Source organism: Rhizobium sp. Leaf321 (assembly GCF_001423215.1).
Classification (GTDB): domain Bacteria; phylum Pseudomonadota; class Alphaproteobacteria; order Rhizobiales; family Rhizobiaceae; genus Neorhizobium; species Neorhizobium soli.
In genome coordinates this window covers 80,122-105,859 of record NZ_LMOF01000003.1, presented here as the reverse complement: position 1 = coordinate 105,859, position 25,738 = coordinate 80,122, and the positions used below count along the sequence as shown (strand labels likewise).

The window sequence follows — 25,738 nt, the reverse complement described above, 5'->3', positions numbered from 1 at the left end:
GAAACAGCCGCCTGACCGGTTTGCCTGATTAGTTCTTGACGGCGGCCGCAGCCTTGTCAGGGCTAGCCGGGAAGGACGGGTCTGTCTTTGTCCCATGCAGCAGGTCCATGGCATAGTTCAGCTGCAGGTCGTCCTTGGTTTCCGGCGGCACATAGGCAGCCGAACCGGAACCTTCGTCGGTCTCAGCCGCACCCTGGATATGGCCCTTGAGGCTGGATTCGCCTTCGGCGCGGACCTTGCCCTGCAGTTCCGGCGGCAGCGGCTGTTCGACCTTGATGTCAGGCGTGATGCCCGTTCCCTGGATCGACTTGCCCGATGGCGTGTAATAGAGCGCCGTCGTCAGGCGCAGCGCACCGGATTCGCCAAGCGGAATGATCGTCTGGACGGAGCCCTTGCCGAACGAGCGGGTCCCGACAACGGTCGCGCGCTTCAGATCCTGCAGGGCGCCGGCGACGATTTCAGATGCGGAAGCCGAGCCGCCGTTGACAAGCACAACCACCGGCTTGCCATCGGTCAGGTCGCCAGGGCCGGCATTGAAGCGGCGTGTCTCATCCGCATTGCGGCCGCGGGTGGAAACCACTTCGCCGCGTTCCAGGAAGGCGTCGGAGACGTTGATCGCCTGATCCAGCAGACCGCCCGGGTTGAGGCGCAGGTCAAGCACGAAGCCCTTCAGCTTGTCCGCAGGCACGTCGGCCTTGATCTTCTTGATCGCCTTTTCGAGATCGTCATAGGTCTTCTCGGTAAAGGAGATGACGCGCACATATCCGATGTCGCCGCCTTCGACGCGGGATTTCACGGCGCGCACGGCAATGATGTCGCGCATGACGGTGATGTCGAGTGGCTTGTCGGCACCCTGTCGGATGACCGTCAGCTTGATCGGCGTATTGACGGCGCCGCGCATCTTTTCGACAGCGTCTTCCAGCTTCAGGCCGCGAACAGCCTGGCCATCGATTTCAGTAATGAAGTCGCCGGCAAGAATGCCAGCCTTGGATGCCGGCGTGTCGTCGATCGGCGTGATGACCTTGACGAGCTCGTTCTCCATTGTCACTTCGATGCCAAGACCGCCGAACTCACCGCGCGTCTGGGTGCGCATGTCTTCGGCATCTTTGGAATTCATGAAGCTCGAATGCGGATCCAGCGAGCTCAGCATGCCGTTGATGGCATTTTCGACCAGCTTGTTTTCATCCGGTGGCGTCACATACTGGGCGCGGACCCGCTCGAACACGTCGCCGAAGATCGACAGTTCCTTATAGGTGGAAGCCCCGGCGGCCTGGGCCGGGACACCGGCTGAATAAATGACGCTCATCGCGGTCGCACCCAACAGTGCTCCGACGATGACAAGAGAAGCCCTACGAATCATTTCGCGCCCTTCCAGTTTCTTTGCTGGCCCACCACGGTTTAGAATCAACCGGAGTGCCGTCTTTTCGGAATTCAATGTAAAGCGTCGGGCGATCCGTTTCCAGCGCCAACGCAGTCGCACTTGCTACTCTTTTCTCACCCATGGCAGCGATCGGTTCGCCAGCAAAGACAAACTTGCCCTGCCGCGCGTTGACCATGTCCATTCCTGCCAGAACAACATGATAGCCGTCGCCGGCGTTCAGGATGATCATCTGGCCATAGCTCCGGAATGCACCGGCAAACACGACCAGCCCATCGGCCGGTGCTGTCACCACTGCGCCGGGGTTAGAGGCCACGGTCATACCGCGTGCCGGGTGTCCCGTTCCGTCTGCATCGCCGAACGCACGCAATATTTCGCCGGCAACCGGAAGCTCCAGTTTTTGCCTGAGGCTTGAAAACGCGTATGCGGGCGCAATGCGGTTTTTGTCGGGCACACCGCTTTCCGCCAATTGCCGGGCTTTTTCGCGTTCTTCTTCGGACATCTGCCGACGGCGCTCTTCCTCGGCACGGGCCAGATCCATGCCTTCGCGCACGGATGCGATCTGTCCTTCAAGCCCCTGAATAAGATCCTGAAGCGAGGTGGCGCGGCCAACAAGTTCCTGAGAACGCGCGCGTTCTGCGGCCAGCTGTCTTTCGTTCTCGGCATTCAGCTTGGCGTTTTCAGCCAGCAGCAGGTTCATGCGCCGCTCTTCCTCGACGCCTGCCGTGATGGTTTGCGAGACGGTTTCCTTTTCCCGTGCCGCTTCGGCTTGCAGGCTCGCGAGATTTTGAAGATCCGTGACCAGCCTTTCGGCCTCCGCCCGCATGCCGGGCACGACGGCGCCGAGCAGGATCGCGCTTCTGACGGAGCCGAGCGCGTCATCGGGCGACACCAGCAGCGCTGGCGGCGGGCTACGGCCCATGCGTTCCAAAGCACCCAGCACTTCGGCGAGAATGGAGCGACGCCCCCTCAGGGCAACGCGGATCTTGTCTTCCTGCACTTTCAGCGAAGCGAGCTTGTCTTCGCTGACCTGTATCTTCGACTGCAGGTCCTTGCGGCGTGCGGCTGAATCGATCAGGGCCTGGCGCATATCCGCAGACGTCTTCTTGATGCCGGAAATGCTGTGCTCGATCTGAGCGACCTTTTCCGACGAAAGGCTCATGCTTTTGGCCAGCACTTCCAGCTCGCCGCGGGTCTCATTGCGTCTCTTCTGAAGATCGGCGGTCGGATCCGCCAAGGCTTCGGTCGCGGGCGGGGAGGGCTGGGCCGCAGGCGGTGCCGCTTCCTGTGCCAAGGCAATCCAGTGAAAGGGCGGCAGACGGAGAGGCGCGAAGGCAAGCGCCGATGCCATCGCTGGCAGCGCAAGGCCCAGGGCTATGGCTCTCCTGATTGTCATTGCGTTCTCGAATCTGCAGCGGACCTGCGAAGGCTAGGCTGATTCGCCGGGGCCAGCCATAAACAACATCGTGTTTCGCAACATCGGCCCGGAAGGTAAACGAAGTCTAAACGCGGTGGTAGGGATGGCCTGAAAGGATGGTGACGGCGCGATACAGCTGTTCGGCAATGAGAATGCGGACCAGCTGATGCGGCCATGTCATAGAGCCGAGATTGAGGACGACATCAGCGCGTGCCCGAAGATCCGGGTCCAGCCCGTCGGCGCCGCCGATGGCAAGCATCATGTCGCGCTTGCCGCCGTCCTTGTACTTGTCGATCAGACCGGCAAAGGCTTCGCTATCGAGCGCCTTGCCGCGTTCATCGAGCAGAACGAGGATGGCGCCCTCGGGAAGGGCCTTCTCAAGTGCGGCCGCCTCCTCGCGCTTTCGCGTTTCTGCATTGGAGGCGCGACTTTCCGGCACTTCGATCATCCTGGCAAGTTCGAGCCCGATTGCGGGCCCGGCCTTGGAGAAACGGTCGAGGTAACGGGACGCAAGATCTTTCTCGGGTCCGGCTTTGAGCCGTCCCACGGCGAAAAGGCTGATGCGCATGTCCTGATCCGTTGTTTTCAGAGCTCTCGGCTGCCACTGCGCCGGCACGTCGTCAACGCGCCGCCGTTAGCATGCAATCGTCGCATCTTGTCGGCTCAGGAACGTCCCGGCCTGTTAGTGAAGCACTGTGCCTTCCTCGACATCCGGAGCGGCCCACATCTTTTCGATGTTGTAGAACTCGCGGATTTCGGGGCGGAACACATGGATGATGATATCACCAGTGTCAATCAGCACCCAATCACCCGTCTCCATGCCTTCGACACGGGCCCCGCCGAGGCCCTCTGCTTTCAGGTCGGTGATGAGGTGATCGCAGATCGCCATGACATGCCGGCTCGATCGTCCGGAGACGACGACCATGTAGTCTCCGAGAGCGGATTTTCCGGCAATATTGATGGTGACGATATCTTCTGCTTTGGAGTCCTCGAGGCTCGTGAGGACCTGATCGAGGGCATGGGCGGCGGCATCATCGCCACGTTCCAGGCTCTGCGGAATGACGGAGGCCGTCCTTCCCTTCGCGTGTACTGTTGTCAGGGTCGTTCCTTTCGTCCGGTAACAGCAACATCCTCTTCGCGCGAATCCCGTCTGATGACCGGCCGCATACCGAAGGTGGCATCGAATGCTTTATCTTTCAAGTGATCGGAATGTTCCACTTCAGGAATCGGAAGTCTTTCCCGATGCCCGGATTGCCGTCGAACTCAAGGCTGAGCGGGGACCGTGTATAAAGGTCCAGGCGGGCGGGCGGCGCTTCCACAGCGTGCCGGCATCCGTCTCGTCAACACGGGCATGCTGGAATGTCCGGGCCATCTTTGATGACAGGAAGGAAAGCGTTGCACCCGGCCGGTCTATGACGGCGATCGGGAAGGTGGAGACGATCTCCTGCCACTTCTGCCAGTGGTGAAAGGTCCTGAGACTGTCTGCACCCATGATCCAGATGAAATGGATATGCGGATTGCGCGCCTTGACGAAGGACAGCGTATCGGCGGTATAGGCGCCGCCGAGCGCTTTTTCGAACGCGGTGACCTTGATGCGTGGATCCTGAATCAGCCGCTCGCTCATGGCGATGCGATCGGGGAGGGATGCGAGTTCAGACCGGCTTTTCAGCGGATTGCCGGGTGTCACCATCCACCACAGCTGATCGAGCCCAAGGCGCCGAAGCGCAATCTCGGCGACCAGAAGGTGGCCTTCATGCGGTGGGTTGAACGAGCCGCCGAAAAGCCCGACGGCCATGCCCCGTTCCACATGCGGCATGGCGAGATGGCGTCTTTCGATCCGCTCTTCCGTCACGTCAGGGCCGGATCTGGCCGGTGCCGTGCACCCTGTATTTGAACGAGGTCAGCTGTTCGACGCCAACAGGGCCGCGCGCATGCATCTTGCCCGTGGAAATGCCGATCTCTCCGCCCATGCCGAACTCGCCGCCATCGGCAAACTGGGTCGACGCGTTGTGCAGGAGGATCGCTGAATCGATCTCGTTGAAGAAGCGCGCGACCACGGCCGGATCTTGCGCAATCACCGCTTCGGTGTGGCTTGATGAATAGGTGTTGATGTGGCGGATCGCACCCGAGATGCCATCGACGATCGCCACCGAAATGACGGCATCGAGATATTCCGTGTGCCAGTCTTCCTCGTTCGCCGGCTTGAAGCCCGGGTGAACCTTGAGCACGGCCGCCGAAGCGCGGATTTCGCAGCCGGCCTGCGTCAGCGCTTCCAGCACCGGCATCAGGTGGGTCCCGATCGCGGCGCTGTCGACCAGCAGTGTTTCGGCCGCACCGCAGACGCCGGTGCGGCGCATCTTGGCATTGACGACGATCGCCTTTGCCATTTCCAAATCCGCGGAGGCATCGACGTAGATGTGGCAGAGACCTTCCAGATGCGCAAAGACCGGCACGCGGGCTTCGGACTGGACGCGGGCGACCAGGCTTTTTCCGCCGCGGGGAACGATGACGTCGATAGCGCCGGAGAGGCCCGACAGCATGGCGCCGACGGCCGCCCGATCGGTCGTCGGCACGAGCTGGATCGCATGTTCGGGTAGACCCGCCTGCTTGAGGCCCGCCACCAGGCAGTGATGGATTGCCTGCGATGAATGGATCGAATCCGAGCCGCCGCGCAGGATCACCGCATTGCCGGCCTTGAGGCAGAGCGCGCCGGCGTCGGCCGTCACGTTCGGCCGGCTCTCGTAGATGACGCCGATCACGCCAAGCGGCGTGCGGACACGTTCGATATGGAGCCCGTTCGGGCGATCCCATTCGGCGATCACTTCACCGACCGGATCCTTGATCGCGGCGATTTCGCGAAGCGCCTCCGCCATGCCGGCGATCGACTTTTCGGTGAGGGTCAGCCGGTCGATGAAGGAGGGGAGGAGCCCCTTGCCCTCGATGTTGCGGAGATCCTCGGCATTGGCGCTCAGGATTGCGACGCTGTTGGCGAGAACCAGATCGGCCATGGCATTGAGCGCATCGTTTTTCTGCTCGGTCGATGCCGTTGCCAATGCACTGGCTGCAGCCTTTGCGTTGACGCCGATCGCATCCATGATTGCGGCAACGTCGGTCATCTGGACCTTATCCAACATGAACGGCATCCTCCTTGCGGGTGGTCGTGCGCCTGATCGCGCCTGTCATAACAAGGTCGTCGCGATGGACCATGGCGGCACGGCCGGCATAGCCCAGAATGGCTTCAATTTCCGCCGATTTGCGGCCGGTGATCTGGCGTGCCTCGTCGGCATCGTAGCTGACAAGACCGCGGGCAATCTCGCGGCCTTCCGCGCCGATGATCGCGACCGTATCACCCCGGTGGAAATTGCCCTCGATGCGGCGCACGCCGGCGGGCAGCAGACTTTTGCCCGAACCCAACGCCTGTTCGGCGCCTTCGTCGACGACGAGTTCGCCAGCCGCCTGCAACTGTCCGGCAATCCAGGTCTTTCTTGCCGTCACCGGTGTGCCAGATGGGGCAAACCAGGAGGATCGCGCGCCGTGTTCGATGGCGCGCAGCGGATGATCCGGCTTGCCCGATGCGATGATCATGGCGCAGCCCGCAGTCGTCGCGATCTTGCCGGCGTCGATCTTGGTGCGCATGCCGCCGCGCGACAGTTCAGATGCCGCACCGCCGGCCATCGCCTCGATCTCGGGTGTGATGACATTGATGATATCCAGAAACTGCGCATCCGGATCGAGATGCGGCGGTGCCGTGTAAAGACCGTCGATATCCGACAGCAGAACCAGAAGGTCGGCGCCAGTCATGGTGGCGACGCGCGCGGCAAGCCGGTCGTTGTCGCCGTAGCGGATTTCGGACGTTGCGACGGTGTCGTTTTCGTTGATGATCGGAACCGCGCCGATCTTCAGAAGCTGGTTGATCGTGGCACGGGCGTTGAGATAGCGGCGACGCTCTTCCGTATCGCCCAGCGTCAGCAGGATCTGTCCCGCGACGATCCCGTCCCGCGACAGGCTTTCCGACCAGGCGCGGGCAAGCGCGATCTGGCCGACGGCTGCCGCTGCCTGGCTTTCCTCCAGTTTGAGGGCGCCGTGGGGAAGGTTCAGCACGGTACGGCCGAGGGCGATCGCGCCGGAGGAGACGACGAGAACATCGATACCCTTCGCCCGAAGCGCGGCGATATCGGCGCAGATCGCGTCGAGCCACGGAGATTTCAGGCCGGTCTTGCGATCGACCAAGAGGGCCGAGCCGATCTTGATGACGATCCGGCGATGGTCGCCGAGCGGCTTGCGACCGCCGGCTTGCCCGGAAGAGACTTGCTTGTGACCGATCTCGTGGCCGGGCGTCATTCGTCGACGTCCTCGTCGAACTCCTGAACAGGAACGGAGCGGTTCGGCAGGGCCGTGTCTTCGCCGACGCTTGCCGCGACGATGACATCGCGGAGCGCGCGCAGAACATCGGTCATGCCCGTGCCGGTGATGGCGGAGATCAGGAAAGGTTTTTGGCCGCAGGCTTTCTCAAGCTCCTTGGCCTTCTTCTTCAGTTCCTTCTCGTCGAGCACATCGATCTGCGACAGCGCAACGATTTCGCGCTTGTCGGTCAGACCGCCACCATAGGCCTGAAGCTCGGTCTTGACCGTCTTGTAGGCCTTGCCGACTTCTTCCTCGATGGAAGACACGAGGTGCAGCAGAACGCGGGTGCGTTCCACATGGCCAAGAAAGCGATCGCCGATGCCAACGCCTTCATGAGCGCCTTCGATCAGGCCCGGAATATCGGCGAGAACAAACTCGCGGCCGTCGATCGTGGCGACACCGAGGTTCGGGTGCAGCGTGGTGAAGGGATAGTTTGCGATCTTCGGGCGGGCGCGGGTAACCGAGGCCAGGAAGGTGGATTTTCCGGCATTCGGAAGGCCGACAAGTCCTGCATCGGCAATCAGCTTCAGCCGCAGCCAGATGGTGGCTTCCTCGCCCTCAAGGCCAGGGTTTGCCCAGTTCGGTGCCTGGTTGGTGGCGTTCTTGAAATGCGTGTTGCCGAAGCCGCCATTGCCGCCCTTGGCAAGCCTGAACCGCTGACCCTCCTTGGTCATGTCGATGATCAGCGTTTCGTTGTCTTCCTCGAAGATCTGCGTGCCGACCGGAACCTTGAGCGTGACACTGTCGCCATTGGCGCCGGTGCGGTTGCGGCCCATGCCGTGGATGCCGACCTTTGCCTTGTAATGCTGCTGGAAACGGAAATCGATCAGCGTGTTGAGGCCATTGACGGCTTCGACCCACACGTCGCCACCACGGCCGCCATCGCCACCATCAGGTCCACCGAATTCGACGAACTTTTCCCGTCGGAACGAAACTGCGCCCGCGCCGCCGTCACCGGAGCGGATATAGACTTTTGCTTCGTCGAGAAATTTCATCGGTCTGGTAGTCCTGTTCTTGGTCGCTCCCGCTCTCCGGCGGGACGTACTTAAGGTTTTCGATACCGTCCGACAGGCTTTAGGTCAAAGCCTATCGACAGAATGCGCTGAAAACGGCCCCGGCGGACAAGGCATCCGCCGGGGCCGATCGTGATCAAGGCATGATCAGGCGCGATCATGCCGGGGAGCGGGGGCCAGAAGCCGGAAATCCTCCGGGGCAAGCTCCGTCTCGATATGCGGCACCATGACATTGCGGGCGCGGTTGAACACATCGCTTGCGCCTGTGATGCGGAAGCCGAGCTTTGTCTGCACATTGAGCGAACCGAGATTGTCGGCAAACGCGCCCGAATGGACGACAGTGTCCGGCATGCGGCGGAAGAAGCGGTCGAGGACCCCCGACGCTGCCTCGCTCATATAGCCGCGATCCCAATAGAGGCGGTTCAGCCAGTAACCGAGATGCCAGCGGCCGTGCCTGAGTTCCAGGCCGACAACGCCGATATGCACATCGTCGCCGGTGGTGATCGCCAGCTGCCAGTTCGGCAGGATGCCCGAAGTTTGCGGCACCAGCCAGTCGAGCGCATCCTGACGGTCATAAGGCTGCGGAACACGCGACAGCATGCGGCTGACCTTGAAATCGGAAAGCGTTTCGGCAATCGCTGACGCATCCGACAGGCGGTGCGGGCGAAGCGTCAGGCGCTGCGTGACGATTTCAGGGCAGGGGCCAGGCTGGGTGCGGACCGCTTTTGCCTTTTCGAGAACGACGGCACTCATCTCAGCTCTCCCCAGCTTCTCAGCGACATCCATGTCTTGCGGTCCAGCCGGAACCATTCGACGGGGACCATTCCGCCCACGGCCAGGCATTCGATCATGCCTGTGCCCTGGAACTGGAAGCCACATTTCTGGATCACCCGCTTCGACGCGATGTTGGTGACCCGGCAACGGGCATCGATGTGCTCGATATGGCTGCGGGTGCGGAATGCCATGTCGATCAGCGCGTGGGCTGCTTCCGTAGCATAGCCCTTGTTCCAGTGGGGTTCGCCCAGCCAGTAGCCGATTTCGAGGGTTCGTTCGTCGATCTGGGGTTCGAGTGCGCAGCAGCCGAGAAACTGGCCGTTGTCAGCTCGGGTCACGGCATAAACGCATTTGCCAATCTCGCCCGCATTCGTGCGTCGCACGAAATCGGCCGCGTCTTTAGACGTGTAGGGATGCGGCATGCGCGACACCATGGTCGCAATGTTCGCATTGTTGGCGAGATGGGCAAGTGCGTCGATATCGTCTTCGTGCGGTGCGCGCAGAACAAGGCTCTGCGACAGTAAGACGGGGCAATCGCTTCTCAGCCGGTCCGGCCTGAGCCGTTCCTCTGGTCTGGTTTCCGGCGGCCGTAATTGGCCAGCCCTTACTAATTCGCCTTGCATGGTTCAGTCTCCTTTGAGGGATAAAAGAAAAAGGGAAGATGGGTAGCGCCCCATCTCCCCTTTTCTTTGACTGAACCTTCAAACGTTCAACCGGGTCGATGAGACGCCGGTTGCTTCACGCTTGCCGGCTTTATTCTGCGGCTTCGGCTTTCGGCATAACGGACACGTATACGCGGCCATTAGCGCGCGTACGGTAATTCACGTTGCCTGCCGTCAGTGCGAAGATCGTGTGGTCTGTGCCGATGCCGACATTGGCGCCCGGATGCCACTGCGTGCCGCGCTGACGCACGATAATGTTGCCCGGAATGACGACTTCGCCACCGAACTTCTTCACGCCAAGGCGCTTGGACTGAGAATCGCGACCGTTACGCGACGAGCCGCCAGCTTTTTTATGTGCCATTGGTGTTCTCCTTTAACTTTCGAAAACCTGGATTAGCCGAGGATGTCCGTGATGCGGACGACCGTGTGATGCTGGCGATGACCGCGAATACGCTTGGAATTCTGGCGGCGACGCTTCTTGAAGGACAGAACCTTCTTGCCACGGTTATGCTCTACAACTTCAGCCTTGACCGTCGCACCCGAAACGAAGGGAGCGCCGAACTTGGCATCCGCGCCGACGCCGATGACCAGGATTTCGTTGAATTCTACGATTGCGCCAGCTTCTGCTTCCAGCTTTTCGATGGTGAGCACGTCGTTGGCGGCCACGCGGTACTGTTTACCGCCGGTCTTGATGACTGCGAACATTGGTTATCCTTTCATGTTCGTTCCGGCTCTATCCCCGAAAGGACGGCCGTCTTTTTCTCAGTCGGGCTATAGCAGGGCTGCGAAAGAACAATCTTCCAGAACGGACCTGCCGGTGATTTTCTGCACGCCTTGGCGCGCAAGGTCTGATCTGGACATTTTTCCAGACTTCGACGCGTCCGGCCTTACGCGAGCCCCCAAAAACTGTCAAGACGAAAGGATATGAAGACTTGCATTTCACCCCTTGCCAGCCCGATTTTTCGCCGCTATGAGACAGCCGCGCATCAAATGCGCCGACCAGCAAAGCGGAGAGGTGGCTGAGTGGTCGAAAGCACCGCACTCGAAATGCGGCATACGGGCAACCGTATCGTGGGTTCGAATCCCACCCTCTCCGCCATTAAAATTTGTAAGTCGTTGAAATTTTACAAACAATCGTTTGTTTCAGTAGCTCAGCCCTCGATTCACCCCACATTACGATTTTCGCTTGTTTCGAAGCATTGCCGTTCATCAACATGAAGACGACGCAGCGGGGTTGCTTTACGAGGAGGTCAACGCCTGAATTTGGTTTCCTTCACCTGCTCCAGCGACCTTTCCAGCGGTGTCCAGGAAGGGCGCAAATTCCAGACGGATGAAGGAGCAGATGCGTAGCGCTGCCTATTCCTCGAGCGTCAACTGCGAGACTTGTCCGGCCATAACGGAAGCTAGCTGGATAGATTCCACCGTGGACAGAACAGCTTTCGATACACCTGATTTGCTGGATTGAACTTTGAAGAGCAGTTCAAATCAGGTAGGCGTTGTTCCAACGAATTGGAGCTGTGCTTATTGAATGCCGACACTGCGATGGTTGACGAGGGATGATGACATCAGGGCTGCCGAAACGGTGCCCTACCGCTTGCTGGAGGAAGTTCCCGAGCTCGGCTTCGGCGACCGCGACACCGGCAACATGCTCATCCAGGGTGACAACCTCGATGCCTTGAAGGCACTTCTGCCGTTCTATGCCGGTCAGGTGCAATGCATCTATATCGACCCGCCCTTCAACACTGGGCAGGCCTTCGAGCACTATGATGACAACCTTGAGCACTCGATTTGGCTTGGTCTCATGCATGGCCGACTTCATCACTTGCGTGAGCTACTACACGAGACGGGTACAATCGCCATCCACCTTGACGCTGAAGAGATCGCCTACTGCACGGTACTAATGGACGAGATTTTCGGTCGAAAGAATCGCGTCGGCTTGTGCACTTTTAAACAGAGTTCCGTCTCGGGTCCCAAATCGATAAATCCGGGGATTGTGAGCATCTGCAGCTACGTGCTCATCTATTCTAAAAATAAGTCTCGGTGGAAGAGTAACAAGGTGTATCGCGCTCGCGGCCGGGACGATCGATACAGCAACTTTATCCATAATGTTGATCAACCATACACTGAGTGGAAGACCATACCTCTATCGCAAGCTATCGAGAACCAATTTGGTGAATCCATAAAAGAATTAAAGAAGAAATTTAACGTCAACTATGAAAACAAAATTCATGATTTTGTAATCTCGCATTGCAAGAGCGTGGTGCGCACAGCAAGGGTTAAAGAAAAAGACATCGCGGATGAGGCAAAAGACGCTCTGAGGGCCTCGGAAATGGATGGTTCTAAGTTTTTCTGCTTTGAGAGGCCGGGACAAACCACCCAATTCTTTTACAAAGGTGAGCAGGTGGCGATCTATGAGAAGAAAGTGCGCACCATAGATGGCTTGCGTGTTACTGCTGAGCGCGTGTCAGAGATGTGGGATGACCTCTTGTCCAACAACCTCCACAAGGAAGGCGGAGTTTCATTTCCAAAAGGCAAAAAACCTGAGGCATTGGTGAAGCGTGTCTTTGAAATGTTCTCCGACCCCGGTGACTTGGTCCTCGATAGTTTTCTCGGCTCGGGAACTACCGCTGCCGCTGCGCACAAAATGGATCGCAGGTACATCGGATTGGAAATAGGTGTGCAAGCTGAAACCCACTGTCGGCCTCGTTTAGTTCGCGTAGTGGACGGGGATCAAACTGGTATTAGTAAAGCCGTAGACTGGAAAGGCGGCGGCGGCTTCCGCTTCTATCGGCTCGGGGCTTCGGTGTTCGATGAAACGGGGCAGATACGCCCCGACATCGAGTTTCCCGTGCTCGCCGCTCATGTGTGGTTCTCGGAAGTCCGGTCGCCATGGTCGAACCCGGACAATCTGTCTCCGGTGCTCGGCATCCATCATGGCCGCGCCTACGCTCTACTCTACAACGGCATCTTGGGTGACAAGACGGCCAGCGGTGGCAATGTGCTGACCCGCAGGACGCTGGCGGTGATCCGCGCCGCGCTGCCCGAAGGCTTCATCGGCCCCGTCACCATCTATGGCGAACGATCCGCACTGGCAGATGCCTCGCTGGTGCGCGAGCAGATCACTTTCAAGCAGACCCCCTATGATGTGAAGGCGCGGGCGTGATGGAACTCAAGGACTATCAAAAAGAGACCCTGAAAACGCTACGGAGGTTCCTCGAAAACGCCCGCGTCGTTGGCCCCGGCGCGGCCTATGAGGCCATCGTCACCGAACCCGAAATGGCGAAACGGCTGAAAGGCTTCGCAGGCTCATACAAGGCTTTGAACGGTTTGGGAGAGACGCCCTATGTCTGCCTACGGCTGCCCACCGGCGGCGGCAAAACCTTGCTCGCCGCTCACGCCGCCAACATCGCCAAGGAGACGTGGATCGAGCGCGACTTCCCACTGGTACTGTGGCTGGTGCCAACGACCACTATCCGCAAGCAAACGGTGGATGCGCTCAAAAACCCCCGCCACCCCTACCGCGCTGCGTTGGACGATGCCTTCGCCGGTCGCGTTCGCGTGTTCGACATCGGCGATTTTACCCAACTCCTGCCGCATGACCTGCGCTCGAACTGCTGCGTCGTGGTTGCCACGATCCAGACGCTGCGCGTCAAGGACACCGAGGGCCGCAAGGTCTACGCCCATCACGAGATGCTGGAACCGCATTTCACCGGCGTACCCGACCGGATGCCGGGGCTGGAGTTGATCGAAGATGGCAGGGGCGCAGGTACGATCAAGTTCTCCTTCGCCAATCTGCTACACCTGCACCAACCGCTGATGATCGTTGACGAGGCGCACAAGGCTGTAACTGGACTGTCGAGGAAAATGCAGAGTCGCGTAAACCCGACCGCCATCATCGAGTTCACCGCAACCCCGCGCACTAACTCCAACATCCTGTATTCGGTGTCAGCTCAGGAACTTAAAGACGAGGAAATGATCAAGCTGCCCGTCATGCTCGCCGAGCATCAGACATGGCAGGCTGCTGTTACCGGCGCAATCTCGAAGCGGGCGGAACTTGCAGAGGATGCCAGCCGGGAGCGTGACTATGTTCGCCCCATCGTCCTGTTTCAGGCTCAGAACAAAGATGAGGAAGTTACCGTCGCCGTGTTACGGCAGCACCTGATTGATGTGGAGGGTATCGAGGAGCATCGCATCGCCGTTGCCACTGGCGACCAACGTGACCTTGACGGCATCAACCTGTTTGACCCCGGTTGCGAGATAGATTTCATCATCACGGTCGAGGCGCTGAAAGAGGGCTGGGACTGCTCCTTCGCCTACGTGTTCTGCTCGGTCGCCAACATCCGCAGCGCCACCGATGCCGAGCAGCTTCTCGGGCGTGTGCTGCGTATGCCCTACGCCAAGCGACGGTCGGTTCCCTCGCTAAACCGTGCCTATGCCAACCTGACATCGAAATCGTTCTCGGAGGCCGCTTATGCCCTGCGTGATCGGCTCGTCGCGATGGGCTTCGAGCAGGGCGAAGCCGAGGATAACGTCCTACCAGAGCAGCTTGACCTCAATGAAGGTCTGTTCGGCCACGCTCGCCGTCCGCAGCCGAGCGTTGCCGTATCACTCAACGCCCATCCCGCAGCCGTTAAGGAACTGGAAGCCGCCGCGCCGTCCAAGGTTCGCGTCACAGCCGGAGAGGATGGTAGGGCTGTGGTGAAAATCACCGGATTCCTCAGCCCCGCCGAGAAACAGAAGTTGATCGCGGCATTGCCTAAGGCGGAAGCGGGCGGCTTCTCCGAACAGATCGCCAGCTACGAGGCGGAGCACCTGCATGAAGCCTCGCCTGCCGAGCGGGGCGAGACCTTCACCGTCCCGGCGCTCATGGCTTGGGTGCAGGGCGAGCTTGAGCTGGCCGACACTGACATCCTTATGGAGTATCACGACTGGTCGCTCGCTGACCATTCGCCGAAGCTGGAGGCCAAGGACTTCGCCATTCAGGCGACGGCGGACACATTCGAAATCGACATCGACCAACAGCGGCTGTTCGTGAAACATGCTGAACAGAGCGCCCAGCTTCTGCTCGACATCCCCGTCGAAGGCTGGAGCGAACAGATGCTCGTACTTTTCCTTGACCGTCAGGTGCGAGATAAATTCATCGGCCAAGGTGAACTCGTTCGCTGGCTGACTGACCTTGTGAACTACCTGACCGGGCCGCGAGACATCCCGTTGTCGGCGCTGATGCAATGCAAGTATCCGCTCGCTCGCAAGGTCAAGGAGCGTATCGCCGAAATCCGCGCCAAGGAGCGGGAGGGCGTCTATCAACGCTTGCTGTTCGCGCCGGAGGCCAAGCCCGAAATCTCCTTCGACAACGGCTTCGTTTTCACTGACAACATGTTCGCCGGGGTCCGCACCTATCGCGGCTCCTATCGATTCTCGAAGCACTTCACAGGCTGGGATCAGGTCGCAGCCTTCGATGGTGCCGAAGATGGCGAGGAACTGAACTGCGCGAAGCTACTCGACAGTTTGACCCAGGTGAAGCACTGGATCAGAAACGTGCCGAAGCATCCCGCCGCGTTCTGGCTTCCCACCGCATCGGGCAAGTTCTACCCGGACTTCGTGGCCGAACTGACCGATGGCCGCATACTCTTGGTAGAATACAAGGGCGCACATCTGACTGACGCAGCCGACACCGACGAGAAGCGCGCCGTTGGGGCACTCTGGGAGAAGGCCAGCGGCGGCAAAGGTTTGTTCCTGATGGCCGAAAAGCAAGTTGACGGGAAGGACGTGCGAGGGCAGATGCTGGCAAAGGTTCGCTGATCTATCGGATTTGGGGGCAAAATGTTGAATGCGGAGGAAGTGTTAGGAAAACTGGTCAGTGGTCAGCCATCGCGCCTCGATGGGCTAACCCGCGACCACGGCATCTACGCGTTGCACGATCATCTTGGGGACATCCGCTACATTGGCATCACCAAAGGCGATAAGAACGGCTTCTACGGGCGCATCTACAGTCGGCATGTGAGCGGTTCAGAAGGACGAAGTCACAAATTCTCCCACGCATACAATACGGGGCGCATGTGGCGACAAAAGCGGGACGATAGCCCCGATGCCCTGGTAGCGAAACACCTACGCATTGCTTTCGTGAGACGGCATTGCCACGCATCCTATGTTATCGTGCCACCTGAATTCTGGAGCGATCTCTCCCGACTCGAACTTGCTGTTCAGGCCATTGCCCCAAACGGAATGTTCGCGTGGGGGAGCAAACGCGCATTTATCCCGGTCCCAGAGCCGAGGGAAATGGTGGACGAGATGCTTGACGAACTAAATTTTACCCCAGTGCAACGGACAGCCGTGGAGCGGCAGGCTACACTTCACGCCGCACAAAATGATCGTGCTCGCTCTACTGCGTCGCTTGCTACACTCCCCTTGGCATCGGCTTCGGGCATCCAGTCACAATAATCCTGCACCACGAGAGACATCGGCAACCATCCGTCCCTAGCAGTCTAAAAACGTATCCACGTTACAAGCTAATTCATAGGCTAGCTTTGATGCGTTCGCCTACAGGTGATGGACGTCGCACTACTCGCGACCACTTCCAGTCCTGTCCCCCAGAATGCGATATACCTGCATGCGGGAGCAGCCGACAGCTTTGGCAATTTCCGAAGGCCCCACCCCCTCAATATCGAGTTGCCTGATGCGGTCGTAATTGAGTCGAGCCTTGCCACCATTGTAGATGCCCATCGATTTCGCTCGCTCAATGCCCTCTCGTTGCCGTTCCTTTATGAACCGCCGCTCCATTTGCGCCACCATGCCGAGCACGGTGAAAATGACGTGTCCCATCTCGCCGCGCGTAGAAACGAGCGGGTCGAGGATTGTCACGAATGCACCGCGTTGCTGGCAGTCATGAACGATATTGAGAACGTCGCGTGTGTCGCGCCCGAGCCGATCAAGCCGGGTGACCATGAGCTCGTCGTCCTTACGCAAAAATTCGATGACGGTAGCTAGTTCGTTCCGACCCTCGCGGCTGCCGCCGGATACCTTCTCTGACCGGATAATTTCGCAGCCCTCGCGCCGAAGCCGATTAACCTGACCTTCTAGATCTTGGTCGGTGGTACTAACGCGGGCGTAACCGATGCGTGCCATATGTAACCTCAAGGTTTAGCCCCGAGGCTACCTTGTCACAAATAGTCGTCGTCAACCCAGATGTGACGGCGCGACCTGTATCGGTCGGTGTGTCACACCGTGGTATACCCCGCTGCGACTTTACTGAGCTGCGGCTGACCGGCGTCGTGCTATATCACCCTCCATGTGGCGCTGGGGCGCAGCTTGTCCTAAGTATACTCTTGTGAACGCCCCCACGACGAGAGAATGAGCTTGATGGTAGGGAAGAAGCTAGATGAGAGGTCACGGCGGGAGCGCTACTACGCACTATTGGAAGATTGGGTAGAGGCCGCCGATGGCAACAACTACAGCCGCGCAAATATGCTGCTGGATGGCGTAGCTGCGGATCGTTTCGACGAGTCGGAATCAGCAACAAATGATCCCGAAGCACTGGGCTTACTTCGAGCGATGTCAACCGAGCGTGTTTGGCACGATCAACATCAACTGGGCGAAATTGCGAAGGGTGACTGGATCGAGATTTTCCTTAACGACGAAGGGGGCGCTCCTTTGGCATGGGAGATGCTCCCCAGTGATGGTTACCGGCGCGGTCCAAAGCGCTCCGTTGAGCGCATTCGCCGCATTGGGCGGCCTACCTCTGACGGAGCGGCAACGGGCGATGACCCCGAACTTGCCTTACGCTTACATACAGCGAGTAGGGCTAGTGGTGGGCAGCACGCGACTATCCAGTTGCAAAGCCTTGCTAACCGCTTCGTTCTGGATGGCAGCTCCACTTCGGGCCAAGCAACGACAGGCGACATAGAGATAATGGTCTTGGACGTCGGGCAGGCTAGCGCAGCCATCATTCGCCGCCAAGGCATCCCGATTGGGCTCTTCGATGCCGGCAGTCCTCTTTGGTTTAACAAACGGTCGATGGACCGGAGCTTTTGCCCTCCCGATCTCGGAAAAGGGTTCATCTTCCTTTCGCATTGGGATTTTGACCATTTTGATCTCGGTCGCCGCCATTCTGTCTGGCACGGGAACGACTGGTTCGCGCCGGATCAGCCAGTAGGGCCGAATACTGCTTTATTTCAAAAAATGCTTGGACGACGACTAACTTTTGTCGACGGTCCTTTGGTCATAGGCGGATTCCGCTTTGAGCGGGGTACTTCCCTTGATCCGTCGGATCGCAACAATAGTGGCTATCAATTGCGATACGAGCAGGGAAAAGAAGCCGTCCTGTTGACAGGGGACACCGACTACGCACACATCGCGCCGCATATGCTGGCCAGCCTGACGCACCTATGCATTCCACATCACGGTGGACGTGGAACTATACCGCCAAATCCGGCGGGTCATACTGGGCGCGCAATCGTTTCTTACGGCACCCCTAACGGCTATCGCCACCCTCATGTACCTCAGATCCGAGCCCACGAAAGTTTGGGTTGGAAGGTACTGGCGACCGCACATGATGTACGGCCGCGCGGCCATCGTCAGCTTTACCCCACGCCCACTAAAGATTAGCGCCCCGCGGGTTGGCCAACGTGCTCCTTTGATAATCTCGGCATAGGCTGGATTACTTGCTCATTGCGCCTAGGCGAAGCGTGGATAGTATGAGGTCGCGACTCGGGAGGACAGTTCGGCAGATGGACAAAATCAACATCGACTTACAGCACTGCTACGGCATCAATGCGCTGCAGCACACCTTTGACTTCTCCAAGCGCCGGCAGAACATTGTTTATGCTCCGAATGGCGTGATGAAAACCTCGCTCGCGTTGACATTCAAAGACATTTCGGAAGGCAAGCCGTCTTCCGACCGGGTGCACAAGGACCGGCAGACTAAGCGGGTTGTTGTTGATGGCAATGGCGCCGACTTGGCCGCAGACAGTGTGTTTGTTGTAGAACCGTACAACGAGGCTTACAGGTCGAACCGCATGTCTACCCTCCTTGCGAACGGGGCTTTGCGGGAGCGGTATGACGTAGTTCGACGTGAGATCGATGAAAAGAAACACCTTCTTCTTTCGGCGCTGAAGGCTCCCTCAGGGCTGAAAGATGGCGTCGAAGAAGCGTTGGCGACCGATGTTACTAGCGACCCCAAAGATTTTTTCACGGCAATCCGGAGACTAAAACCAGAGGCTGAGAAGGCTGAATACGCACATCTGGCGAATTTAAATTACGCGATGATATTCTCGCCGAAAGTCGCGGAACAGCTAAAGTCAGATAGCTTCAAGGCAGACATATATCGATACATGGAAGTATATGACCAATTAGTCAGCAAATCTACATTCTTCCGAAAAGGTGCGTTCAACCACAATAATGCGTCCGATGTCGCCAAAAGCCTCAAGGCTTTTTCAAAGCCGATCACTCTGTCTATGTAAACAACAAAGATGTTAGAAAAGAAATAAAGTCGGAGGCAGATCTAGAGCGCGTTATACAGGACGAAAAAGATGAAATTCTGAATGACAAGGAGCTTACGGCTCAGTTCGAACGCATTGATAAGCTTCTTACAAAGAACGCCGATCTACGAGAATTCCGATCTTATCTGACGCAGCATGAAGATCTAATTCCAGAGTTAGCCAACCCGGAGCGCCTCAAGCAGCGGTTGTGGGTGGCTTATCTTTCATCGAGCGTTGATGCCCTTAACGAGGCACTAGACACTTTCGATCGAGGCCGGGAAGAGCTTGAGGCGATTGTCCATCAAGCGCAGCAGGAGGCGACGCGGTGGGTGGAAGTCCTTGAGGAATTCAACAGTCGCTTCTCTGTCCCCTTCCTTGTGACGATGGAGAACCAGCACGACGTTATATTGAAGGCAGACGCACCCAGCATAAGATTTCGTTTTAAGGGAGCCAACGGAGAGGAGGTTCCTGTAGCGGAGGGAGACCTGATACGAATTCTGAGTAATGGGGAGAAGAGGGCGCTATATCTTCTAAATATAATTTTCGAAGTGATCGCGCGAAGAGAAGACCAAGTCGAAACCGTTTTCATTTTCGACGATATCGCTGATTCCTTTGATTACAAGAACAAATACGCAATTGTAGAGTATCTGCGAGATATAACTGAAATACCGTTTTTTAAGCAAATAATTCTTACCCATAACTACGATTTTTACAGAACAGTGTCTGGTCGGCTCGACCTCGGGCGCGATAACAAGTTCCACACTCTCCGCAACGATGATGGGCTTTTCATTCGTCAGGAGAAGTACCAAAATAATCCATTCAAGCACTGGAAGGAGAAGCTTCCCAGCGGAGCGCACGATGATTTTTTGCTGGCAATGATCCCGTTCGTTCGAAACATCGCTGAGTTTGCTGGATTGGACGCGCTCGAGGCGGATCTTACACGTTACCTGCATGTAAAGCCCGGATCCGATGCGCTGACGGTTGCGGATCTGGAGGGATCCTTTAAGTAAGTGCTAAAATTCGCTAGCGTTTTTTCGTTGCCGATGCCCGATCGAACGGTCTTCAACTTGATTTTCGATCAGGCAAATGCTGCCTGCAGCTTGGTGGATGATAAAATTGAGCTTGAGACAAAGATAATTCTAGCTATTGCAATACGGCTGAAGGCCGAAATGTACATGATCAGTGTCATAAACGATCAAGCGTATGTCGGCTCAATCACGAACAATCAGACGTTTGAGTTGCTCAAAAAGGCTCAAGTAGCGCTGGTCAATGAGAAACAGGCATTGAAGACGCTCAAGCAGGTGTGCTTGATGACCCCAGAAAATATACACATCAACTCATTCATGTATGAACCGCTTCTTGATATGTCTAATCACCACCTCAAGAAGCTTTATGCAGACGTGTGTACTTTAGCGGGTGGTACCTAGGGTATGTGGAGTTCGTTTCGGGGCGTTTGTCTCTCGAAACTGCACTGCGAAGACGCCGAAACCAGCCTCTGTCGTGGAGCCGGGGCATCCCTAGAGGTACCTATGCTAATACATAATTACGGGCTCTTTTGGAGAAGAAGTATCGTCGCAACCGATGGGCCATGGCCTAGGTCTGGCGAACTTCTAGGTGTGGGTGTTAGACAAAAACGTCGAGGCAAAGTCGACTTCAGCCGGCAGCGCGGGATTTATGCACTCTATGACGACAATTTTCGTCTCATTTATGTCGGTCAAGCTGGAAAGGGGGAGCGGCGCCTCTACAATCGTCTGCGATCACATTCGCTCAATAACCTTGCCGAGCGATGGACGCGGTTCTCTTGGTTCGGAATTTTGCCCGTTATCGAAAGCCCGATGACGAAGCAGTTGAAGCTGGTAGATGATCACACCCCGGCAGCACCGACCCGTGAGGTCATCCTCGACCACATGGAGGCCATTCTGATTATGGCCGGAGAACCAATCAGAAACTCAAAAGGCGGCATATTCGGGAAGGATGTAACGCTTTACAGGCAGACTACTGCGGCGACAGCAGTTGACGAGGATGACGTAAATTCTCCCGATGAGTAACAGCTACGCTGCTAGCCGAGCTGCATTCTCCATCCATAATTATGCAGCCCAGTCGGACTCGCGCAAAGTCGTCGTCAAATCCGATAGCCATGTTACAATACCGATACCTGCCATCGCCCACCTTCCGCATCGACCGCTGCTAACGCAGTCTTCGCCTGCAAATGGTAAGTTCAGCTTCGGTAAAAATCCCTTCCCAACGGGGTTGAAGGGCAAGCGCCTCCACAGTCAGATCGAGCCGACCTAAGGCCGCCAGTCTGCCATACCCCTCGGAGATTGGGTTGGCGATCAGGCGTTTGACCGCCTGTACTGCACCCAGATCTCTTGCTAGGTCCAGCAGCCCGCTTGGGCGGTAACCGAGTTTTTCGCACTGCCTGTAAATCTCAAGTAGCGCCGTTCCCAGTTCGTGCTCTCCGCTTATCTTTGAGCGGTTGCCTTTAGTAGCTGTCGATACCGGAGAGAGTAGTGCCTGAAGGCTCTCGGCCTTGCCTTCCAGCCAATCGACCAGCTTACCGACGGCGCGTATACCTTCTTCGACATTCTCCCTTTGTGTTTCGAACTGCGCCGTGGGGTCGACGCCCGGAGTCGCGATGCGTACGAACAAAGCTTTGTCTGTTGCCTCGACCGTAAATCCTGTGCCTTCAAGAAGCCCACTCTCCATCAGCGACGTCCTGTAGGTAGCATAGCCGCTGAGTTGAATGTTTGCATACTTGGTTGCGACTTTGGATCCGAACTCGTGCTTCACCCTTGTGGAAGGAAAATCACTCGGAAGATGCACACCCTCGAAAACCTTAGTAAGAGCCTTCGGACCGTCGTGAGACTGACGCACCTTTAGCTTTGGCAGTATTTTATTCGCTAATTCAGTGTAATGCTCCGAGAAGGCCCGTTTTGCTGGCACTGTGATCGGCTGCCATGCGGCACCTAGCTTTTTACCGCAGATTGCGTCCAGTAGATCACATCTCGCCTCAAGTCGGCGCACTAGTTCTGTTGGTAGATCTGGCTGAGCTGCCCTCGCAGCTAGAAACTTTGTAATATCCTCAACGGGTACCGAAGCATCGAAATGCTGCACGCCAGTAAGCGAGGCTATTCTCGTTGCAGGAGCTAAAAGCAGTGCGGCCGCGCAGTGAGTACCAAGCTTCGCTCGATAGCTCCCTAGCTCCAACGCGTAGGCTTCCGCCTGCCCGATTTGGAAGTCCGCTGTTATCTTGCTTTCAAGAAGAAGACAGGCAATCAGATTGTCCTCAGCATCGAACCACCCAACCTGTACATCTGTCTGTCGGCTATCTTGGGCCCGAGGAGGAGATTTTCTTACACGAATTTCCGCAGGAGACGGAGGTAAGAACGCGTGCGCGACATTCGAAAGCAACCACTCCCTAAAGTCCTCTGACGCATGGAGTTCTTCCACGAGGAAGTTGTCGAGGTCGCGTTCTCTGACGCGATCTTTAAAAACAGTTTCGCCGATTTCCACCACATTGCCCCTACTATGCCTACAACTGCAGATACACCTGATTGAAATCGGTGTCGCTGTTCGGCGTCATTTGTTCAAGGCTTGCTATATCCTACTGCTCGGCTTGCCGATCGCTTTAAGGTTCCCGTGAGCGAGCTTGATCCTGCGGGGCCTCGGACTGTGTCCCTGCACATTCGAGCGTGGGTCCACCAGCACACCGACCGGCCACTCCCCGCTGCGCGACAACGGTACTGAAGCATGATCCGGAGATCAAGATCCTTAGCGCTAAGGGTGAAGTGGATCTTAGCGGCTATCGCAGGAGCGGCTTGCACTTGAGTCCGGCATCAACCGATCATACGTCGGTCGCGTCGAGCGCGTGAGGAGAACGTCACCGTCGACACCCTCGAAGGACTAGCGAAGGCTCTGCAGGCGCATGTGGGGCGGTTATTCGATGAGCACAGTTCGCAGGAGCCCCCTCCCGTTGCGGGCGGGGCGCAAACCGAAAGCCGTCACCCCAAATGAAGAAAGCCGCAGCGATGCTACGGCCTTCGGTATAGCGGTTGCACCCCGAGGAGCATTACTATTCCTCGCTCTTCATGATCGTCATCACTCGTGTCGTGGCAGCAGGATCTGCCGGGTCGGGTGATCCACAGAGGAGGTCGGGATCGTAGCAGTCGACCTTCCAGAGTAGGCTTCGCCGTCGATCTCCACCTTTCCGATATCGTGTTCGCCATGAAGGTCGTTGCCGGCCCCCAAGGCGTCAAAGCTTCGCACCGCACGAAGAAGTTCGGCCAATGCGTCAGCCGGTAGGGCAGCCACACCGGCAGTCAGCACGACCGGGCCACGACTGAACTCGTCGTTGAGGCCGCACACGGCTTCGCGGCACCGATACCTGCCTCAGCCCCACCTTCGCAATGGGTGGGGCTGCTGCTGGCCAGCACAGGCAAGCTTGTTGAAGCGGCAAGCATATCGCCACCCTCACGCATCGACGTGCTTCGGGTGGAGCAGCCCAAGGTCCACGATGCCACGGGTGAATTCCTCCAGCTCCGGCCATTCGCGCCACCGCAGGCGAAATCGGTCTTCCGGTAGAATTTCCTCGATCTTGGCTTCCCACCAGCCATCATCAAGGCCCTCGGAGGCAAGCACGATGTCGCCGACCATCAGCTTCGACCAATCGCTCGGCTGACGCCCCTTGGTCTCTCCCTTGCTCACTTTTGCGTAATCGGCGGCACCAGCGCCAGCAGCAGCGGCCGCAGCTTCCACTCGTGCGGCAGAGGCAGCGATGTAATCAGCATCAAGGTGGGCAGCAAGTCGATCATAGGTCTCACGCTCAACGAACGGCACAAACGCCTTGCCGCTTTCAAACAGCTTGCCTTGTGGAAGTTTGGCCGCGATCGCGACCAACTCATCCCCGTTCACCTCAATCAGCGCCATGTCCATGAGATCGGCCGCAGCTTCGGCCTTTGCAATGTCTGACGAGCCGAACCACGACGCATGCGGTTTTCCGCGATCATCTAGCCCGATCATGATAAGCCCGGGTGTCGGACCATCTGGAGACGACGACTTCGGGAGCTTCGACGGTGCCGGCCTTGGCAGGCGAGGGCTATCCATCAAAATTGATACCGGCGCCAACGAAATAGCTGAACGACCAGCCTGTGTCGGTGAAGTTGGAATGTTCTGCACGATGAGCTCCTGAAACGAAAAAGAGCGCCACAATGGGCGCTCATGTTGGTGTCGCCGTAGCTTGCCTAAAACCGAGGCAGGCTACGTGCGACTGGCGCTACATTACAATAAAACCCATTTATGTCAACACCTTAGCGTTTCGTAGGGGCAGACGCCACGGGCCGCGTACCATTCAGCCGGTTCCTCAGGATCATGTTGTTAGCGTGGTAACTGAAGCCAACGCGTCCCTCTGCGATGGCGAGAACCCGCTGTTTCAGCGTAAGGCCAGCTCCGCCTCCTACGATCAAATCTGCCATGTTGAACTGGTGAAGGACATTATGAACTAAAGCAGCATCAGCGCCTGCGGATCGAGATCGGAGAGCGTATGCGACAACGCAGGCACCGACGCGCGACGACGTGCTCAACATCGGCGGCTTCTCGGACGCCGTCTATGAGGTCATCACGTCCTTCGCGGCCAATCCGAAGGGAGCAGACAGCTGGGTGAAAACCATCGAGGCGATCGAACTCTGACGCAAAAAGCAATACCTCTGCGCCGCTGTGAACGGCGCGGAGACCGTGACGAATGCCGGAGAAACTACAGGCTGTCACCCTCCAGGTCGCGGGTTCGAGTCCCGCCGGGTCCTCCAATTTGTGGACCCGTAGCTCAGCGGATAGAGCAGGACGTTTCTTCACACCTCGTCGTCACGGACGAATGACATGGCGAATGCAAAGGAAACTACATTAGCCGCGGCAGGTTCAAACCCTGCAGGGGAAGTCACGACCTCAAATGGTAGCGGATGTTTCCTCGAATACTGGTCGCCATGATGACTGAGGCAAATGCCCGGAAACGATATTGGTGCTCCGCGAATGGAGTTGCAGGGTCGAAGCCTGCTCCGCCGTCATCTCCCATCGTGGAGGACCGGCGGGACGTTTCCGGATGATTGTCAGTCTGACGTGAATTGCAGCGGCGAATGCCGGACGAAACTACAGCACCGTTGGATGGTCTGGCAGGTTCGACTCCTCCTTGGCACACGCTCTCTGGCATGAGCGGGACCATCCGGTTTCGTCCACCCTTGTCGCCGCTGCGACTACGACCCGGCAAATGCCGGCAGGACTACAGGTAGAGCAGCCGCCCGGTTTCCGGTCGGTGTGTCGGATGTTCAAATCATCCCGCGTTCCCGAAGGGAGTGCGTAGCTCAGAGAATACTGTCCTGCCACCCTTGTTGCCGGCGGAATTGAAAGAACGAAATGCCCGGCGAATGCCGGCAGGACTACATGGAAAGAGCAGCCCGCCGATCTTCGGCGGGAAGGTCGGGTGTTCGATTCATCCCGGTTACCGTGAGGTAACGCGTAGCTCAGACAACTGTCCTGCCAAAACTCGTCGCCGGGCTGACGAGAAGATCCTGGGCGAATGCCGCCGGAGACTACAGGGGCCGCATCGCGCCATGACCATGGAATGC

General features: G+C 57.7%; 23 protein-coding genes, 1 tRNA gene and 2 pseudogenes. 10 read left to right on the top strand and 16 right to left on the bottom strand.

Features of this window, described 5'->3' with window-relative positions; all coding sequences use genetic code 11:
- Nucleotides 1–28: 28 nt before the first annotated feature.
- The 12 genes from ASF70_RS02125 to rplU all read right to left on the bottom strand — a co-directional run bounded on the left by ASF70_RS02125 (nt 29) and on the right by rplU (nt 10,353).
- Nucleotides 29–1,360 (bottom strand): S41 family peptidase, encoded by a 1,332-nt coding sequence (locus tag ASF70_RS02125; RefSeq protein ID WP_062462763.1) that lies wholly within the window; start codon nt 1,358–1,360, stop codon nt 29–31.
- Nucleotides 1,350–2,729, bottom strand: coding sequence for a murein hydrolase activator EnvC (locus ASF70_RS02120; RefSeq protein ID WP_156461725.1), 1,380 nt, complete (start codon nt 2,727–2,729; stop codon nt 1,350–1,352). The genes ASF70_RS02125 and ASF70_RS02120 overlap by 11 nt, the downstream gene beginning before the upstream one ends.
- Nucleotides 2,730–2,880: 151 nt before the next feature.
- Complete coding sequence (rlmH, locus tag ASF70_RS02115; RefSeq protein WP_062577033.1) at nt 2,881–3,363, bottom strand: 23S rRNA (pseudouridine(1915)-N(3))-methyltransferase RlmH; 483 nt, start codon at nt 3,361–3,363, stop codon at nt 2,881–2,883.
- A gap of 114 nt (nt 3,364–3,477) precedes the next feature.
- A complete protein-coding gene (rsfS, locus tag ASF70_RS02110; RefSeq protein ID WP_062577032.1) occupies nt 3,478–3,894 on the bottom strand; it encodes a ribosome silencing factor in 417 nt (138 codons plus the stop codon).
- A gap of 120 nt (nt 3,895–4,014) precedes the next feature.
- Nucleotides 4,015–4,611 carry a nicotinate-nucleotide adenylyltransferase gene (locus tag ASF70_RS02105; protein ID WP_113110014.1) on the bottom strand — a complete coding sequence of 199 codons (597 nt, stop codon included), beginning with the start codon at nt 4,609–4,611 and terminating at the stop codon, nt 4,015–4,017.
- Between the two features lie 37 nt (nt 4,612–4,648).
- Nucleotides 4,649–5,929, bottom strand: coding sequence for a glutamate-5-semialdehyde dehydrogenase (locus ASF70_RS02100; RefSeq protein WP_062577028.1), 1,281 nt, complete (start codon nt 5,927–5,929; stop codon nt 4,649–4,651).
- Nucleotides 5,919–7,136: a glutamate 5-kinase gene (proB, locus tag ASF70_RS02095; RefSeq protein WP_062577026.1), complete on the bottom strand. Its 1,218-nt coding sequence runs from the start codon at nt 7,134–7,136 to the stop codon at nt 5,919–5,921. Before proB ends, ASF70_RS02100 begins: the two co-directional genes overlap by 11 nt.
- Nucleotides 7,133–8,194 (bottom strand): GTPase ObgE, encoded by a 1,062-nt coding sequence (gene obgE / locus ASF70_RS02090; RefSeq protein ID WP_062577023.1) that lies wholly within the window; start codon nt 8,192–8,194, stop codon nt 7,133–7,135. Before obgE ends, proB begins: the two co-directional genes overlap by 4 nt.
- Before the next feature lie 165 nt (nt 8,195–8,359).
- Nucleotides 8,360–8,965, bottom strand: a complete 606-nt coding sequence (locus tag ASF70_RS02085; RefSeq protein WP_062577021.1) for a GNAT family N-acetyltransferase — start codon at nt 8,963–8,965, stop codon at nt 8,360–8,362.
- Nucleotides 8,962–9,609 (bottom strand): GNAT family protein, encoded by a 648-nt coding sequence (locus ASF70_RS02080; protein WP_062577019.1) that lies wholly within the window; start codon nt 9,607–9,609, stop codon nt 8,962–8,964. Before ASF70_RS02080 ends, ASF70_RS02085 begins: the two co-directional genes overlap by 4 nt.
- A gap of 130 nt (nt 9,610–9,739) precedes the next feature.
- Nucleotides 9,740–10,009 (bottom strand): 50S ribosomal protein L27, encoded by a 270-nt coding sequence (gene rpmA / locus ASF70_RS02075; RefSeq protein WP_062462735.1) that lies wholly within the window; start codon nt 10,007–10,009, stop codon nt 9,740–9,742.
- Nucleotides 10,010–10,041: 32 nt separating this feature from the next.
- The gene (rplU, locus tag ASF70_RS02070; protein ID WP_062462732.1) at nt 10,042–10,353 is read right to left on the bottom strand and encodes a 50S ribosomal protein L21; all 312 of its coding nucleotides are present in this window, start codon (nt 10,351–10,353) and stop codon (nt 10,042–10,044) included.
- 304 nt (nt 10,354–10,657) lie between these two features.
- Here rplU and ASF70_RS02065 point away from each other — a divergent pair.
- From ASF70_RS02065 to ASF70_RS02050, 4 genes are all read left to right on the top strand, one after another.
- A tRNA-Ser gene (locus ASF70_RS02065) sits at nt 10,658–10,747 on the top strand.
- Between the two features lie 429 nt (nt 10,748–11,176).
- Nucleotides 11,177–12,811 (top strand): site-specific DNA-methyltransferase, encoded by a 1,635-nt coding sequence (locus ASF70_RS02060; RefSeq protein ID WP_062577017.1) that lies wholly within the window; start codon nt 11,177–11,179, stop codon nt 12,809–12,811.
- Nucleotides 12,811–15,450, top strand: a complete 2,640-nt coding sequence (locus ASF70_RS02055) for a DEAD/DEAH box helicase family protein (RefSeq protein ID WP_062577015.1) — start codon at nt 12,811–12,813, stop codon at nt 15,448–15,450. Before ASF70_RS02060 ends, ASF70_RS02055 begins: the two co-directional genes overlap by 1 nt.
- Nucleotides 15,451–15,471: 21 nt before the next feature.
- A complete protein-coding gene (locus tag ASF70_RS02050) occupies nt 15,472–16,089 on the top strand; it encodes a hypothetical protein (protein ID WP_062577013.1) in 618 nt (205 codons plus the stop codon).
- A 120-nt stretch (nt 16,090–16,209) separates the two neighbouring features.
- Here the strand turns inward: ASF70_RS02050 and ASF70_RS02045 are convergent, their stop codons facing one another.
- On the bottom strand, nt 16,210–16,773 hold the full coding sequence (locus tag ASF70_RS02045) for a recombinase family protein (RefSeq protein ID WP_062577011.1): 564 nt from the start codon (nt 16,771–16,773) through the stop codon (nt 16,210–16,212).
- A gap of 225 nt (nt 16,774–16,998) precedes the next feature.
- On the opposite strand from ASF70_RS02045, the gene ASF70_RS02040 reads away from it, so the two are divergent.
- The 5 genes from ASF70_RS02040 (at nt 16,999) to ASF70_RS02020 (ending at nt 21,172) form a co-directional block, all read left to right on the top strand.
- On the top strand, nt 16,999–18,252 hold the full coding sequence (locus ASF70_RS02040; RefSeq protein WP_062577010.1) for a hypothetical protein: 1,254 nt from the start codon (nt 16,999–17,001) through the stop codon (nt 18,250–18,252).
- A gap of 122 nt (nt 18,253–18,374) precedes the next feature.
- Entirely contained in the window at nt 18,375–19,106 is a 732-nt protein-coding gene (locus tag ASF70_RS02035; protein ID WP_062577008.1) for a hypothetical protein, read from the top strand.
- A 230-nt stretch (nt 19,107–19,336) separates the two neighbouring features.
- Nucleotides 19,337–20,134 (top strand): hypothetical protein, encoded by a 798-nt coding sequence (locus ASF70_RS02030; protein WP_156461721.1) that lies wholly within the window; start codon nt 19,337–19,339, stop codon nt 20,132–20,134.
- Nucleotides 20,135–20,191: 57 nt separating this feature from the next.
- The gene (locus ASF70_RS02025) at nt 20,192–20,551 is read left to right on the top strand and encodes a hypothetical protein (protein ID WP_162237939.1); all 360 of its coding nucleotides are present in this window, start codon (nt 20,192–20,194) and stop codon (nt 20,549–20,551) included.
- 408 nt (nt 20,552–20,959) lie between these two features.
- Nucleotides 20,960–21,172, top strand: coding sequence for a hypothetical protein (locus ASF70_RS02020; protein WP_062577001.1), 213 nt, complete (start codon nt 20,960–20,962; stop codon nt 21,170–21,172).
- 139 nt (nt 21,173–21,311) lie between these two features.
- Here the strand turns inward: ASF70_RS02020 and ASF70_RS02015 are convergent, their stop codons facing one another.
- The gene (locus ASF70_RS02015) at nt 21,312–22,637 is read right to left on the bottom strand and encodes a hypothetical protein (protein ID WP_156461720.1); all 1,326 of its coding nucleotides are present in this window, start codon (nt 22,635–22,637) and stop codon (nt 21,312–21,314) included.
- 289 nt (nt 22,638–22,926) lie between these two features.
- On the opposite strand from ASF70_RS02015, the pseudogene ASF70_RS24480 reads away from it, so the two are divergent.
- Nucleotides 22,927–23,138 (top strand): annotated as a pseudogene (locus ASF70_RS24480) (helix-turn-helix transcriptional regulator); the annotation flags it as partial.
- Between the two features lie 58 nt (nt 23,139–23,196).
- Here ASF70_RS24480 and ASF70_RS02010 read toward each other — a convergent pair.
- Both ASF70_RS02010 and ASF70_RS02005 read right to left on the bottom strand, forming a co-directional pair.
- Nucleotides 23,197–23,390 (bottom strand): annotated as a pseudogene (locus tag ASF70_RS02010) (DUF3768 domain-containing protein).
- A gap of 204 nt (nt 23,391–23,594) precedes the next feature.
- Nucleotides 23,595–24,299 (bottom strand): hypothetical protein, encoded by a 705-nt coding sequence (locus ASF70_RS02005; RefSeq protein WP_156461719.1) that lies wholly within the window; start codon nt 24,297–24,299, stop codon nt 23,595–23,597.
- Between the last annotated feature and the right edge of the window lie 1,439 nt (nt 24,300–25,738).

Bases quoted from the DNA above. Each gene is read 5' to 3' on its own strand.
- ASF70_RS02035 (WP_062577008.1), top strand. From the start codon at position 18,375: ATGGACAAAATCAACATCGACTTACAGCACTGCTACGGCATCAATGCG.
- ASF70_RS02040 (WP_062577010.1), top strand. From the start codon at position 16,999: ATGAGCTTGATGGTAGGGAAGAAGCTAGATGAGAGGTCACGGCGGGAG.
- rlmH (WP_062577033.1), bottom strand. From the start codon at position 3,363: ATGCGCATCAGCCTTTTCGCCGTGGGACGGCTCAAAGCCGGACCCGAG.
- ASF70_RS02125 (WP_062462763.1), bottom strand. From the start codon at position 1,360: ATGATTCGTAGGGCTTCTCTTGTCATCGTCGGAGCACTGTTGGGTGCG.
- ASF70_RS02120 (WP_156461725.1), bottom strand. From the start codon at position 2,729: ATGGCATCGGCGCTTGCCTTCGCGCCTCTCCGTCTGCCGCCCTTTCAC.
- ASF70_RS02085 (WP_062577021.1), bottom strand. From the start codon at position 8,965: ATGAGTGCCGTCGTTCTCGAAAAGGCAAAAGCGGTCCGCACCCAGCCT.
- rpmA (WP_062462735.1), bottom strand. From the start codon at position 10,009: ATGGCACATAAAAAAGCTGGCGGCTCGTCGCGTAACGGTCGCGATTCT.
- ASF70_RS02045 (WP_062577011.1), bottom strand. From the start codon at position 16,773: ATGGCACGCATCGGTTACGCCCGCGTTAGTACCACCGACCAAGATCTA.
- ASF70_RS02105 (WP_113110014.1), bottom strand. From the start codon at position 4,611: ATGCCGCATGTGGAACGGGGCATGGCCGTCGGGCTTTTCGGCGGCTCG.
- ASF70_RS02050 (WP_062577013.1), top strand. From the start codon at position 15,472: ATGTTGAATGCGGAGGAAGTGTTAGGAAAACTGGTCAGTGGTCAGCCA.
- ASF70_RS02060 (WP_062577017.1), top strand. From the start codon at position 11,177: ATGCCGACACTGCGATGGTTGACGAGGGATGATGACATCAGGGCTGCC.
- ASF70_RS02020 (WP_062577001.1), top strand. From the start codon at position 20,960: ATGACGAAGCAGTTGAAGCTGGTAGATGATCACACCCCGGCAGCACCG.
- proB (WP_062577026.1), bottom strand. From the start codon at position 7,136: ATGACGCCCGGCCACGAGATCGGTCACAAGCAAGTCTCTTCCGGGCAA.
- ASF70_RS02055 (WP_062577015.1), top strand. From the start codon at position 12,811: ATGGAACTCAAGGACTATCAAAAAGAGACCCTGAAAACGCTACGGAGG.
- ASF70_RS02100 (WP_062577028.1), bottom strand. From the start codon at position 5,929: ATGTTGGATAAGGTCCAGATGACCGACGTTGCCGCAATCATGGATGCG.
- obgE (WP_062577023.1), bottom strand. From the start codon at position 8,194: ATGAAATTTCTCGACGAAGCAAAAGTCTATATCCGCTCCGGTGACGGC.
- ASF70_RS02080 (WP_062577019.1), bottom strand. From the start codon at position 9,609: ATGCAAGGCGAATTAGTAAGGGCTGGCCAATTACGGCCGCCGGAAACC.
- rplU (WP_062462732.1), bottom strand. From the start codon at position 10,353: ATGTTCGCAGTCATCAAGACCGGCGGTAAACAGTACCGCGTGGCCGCC.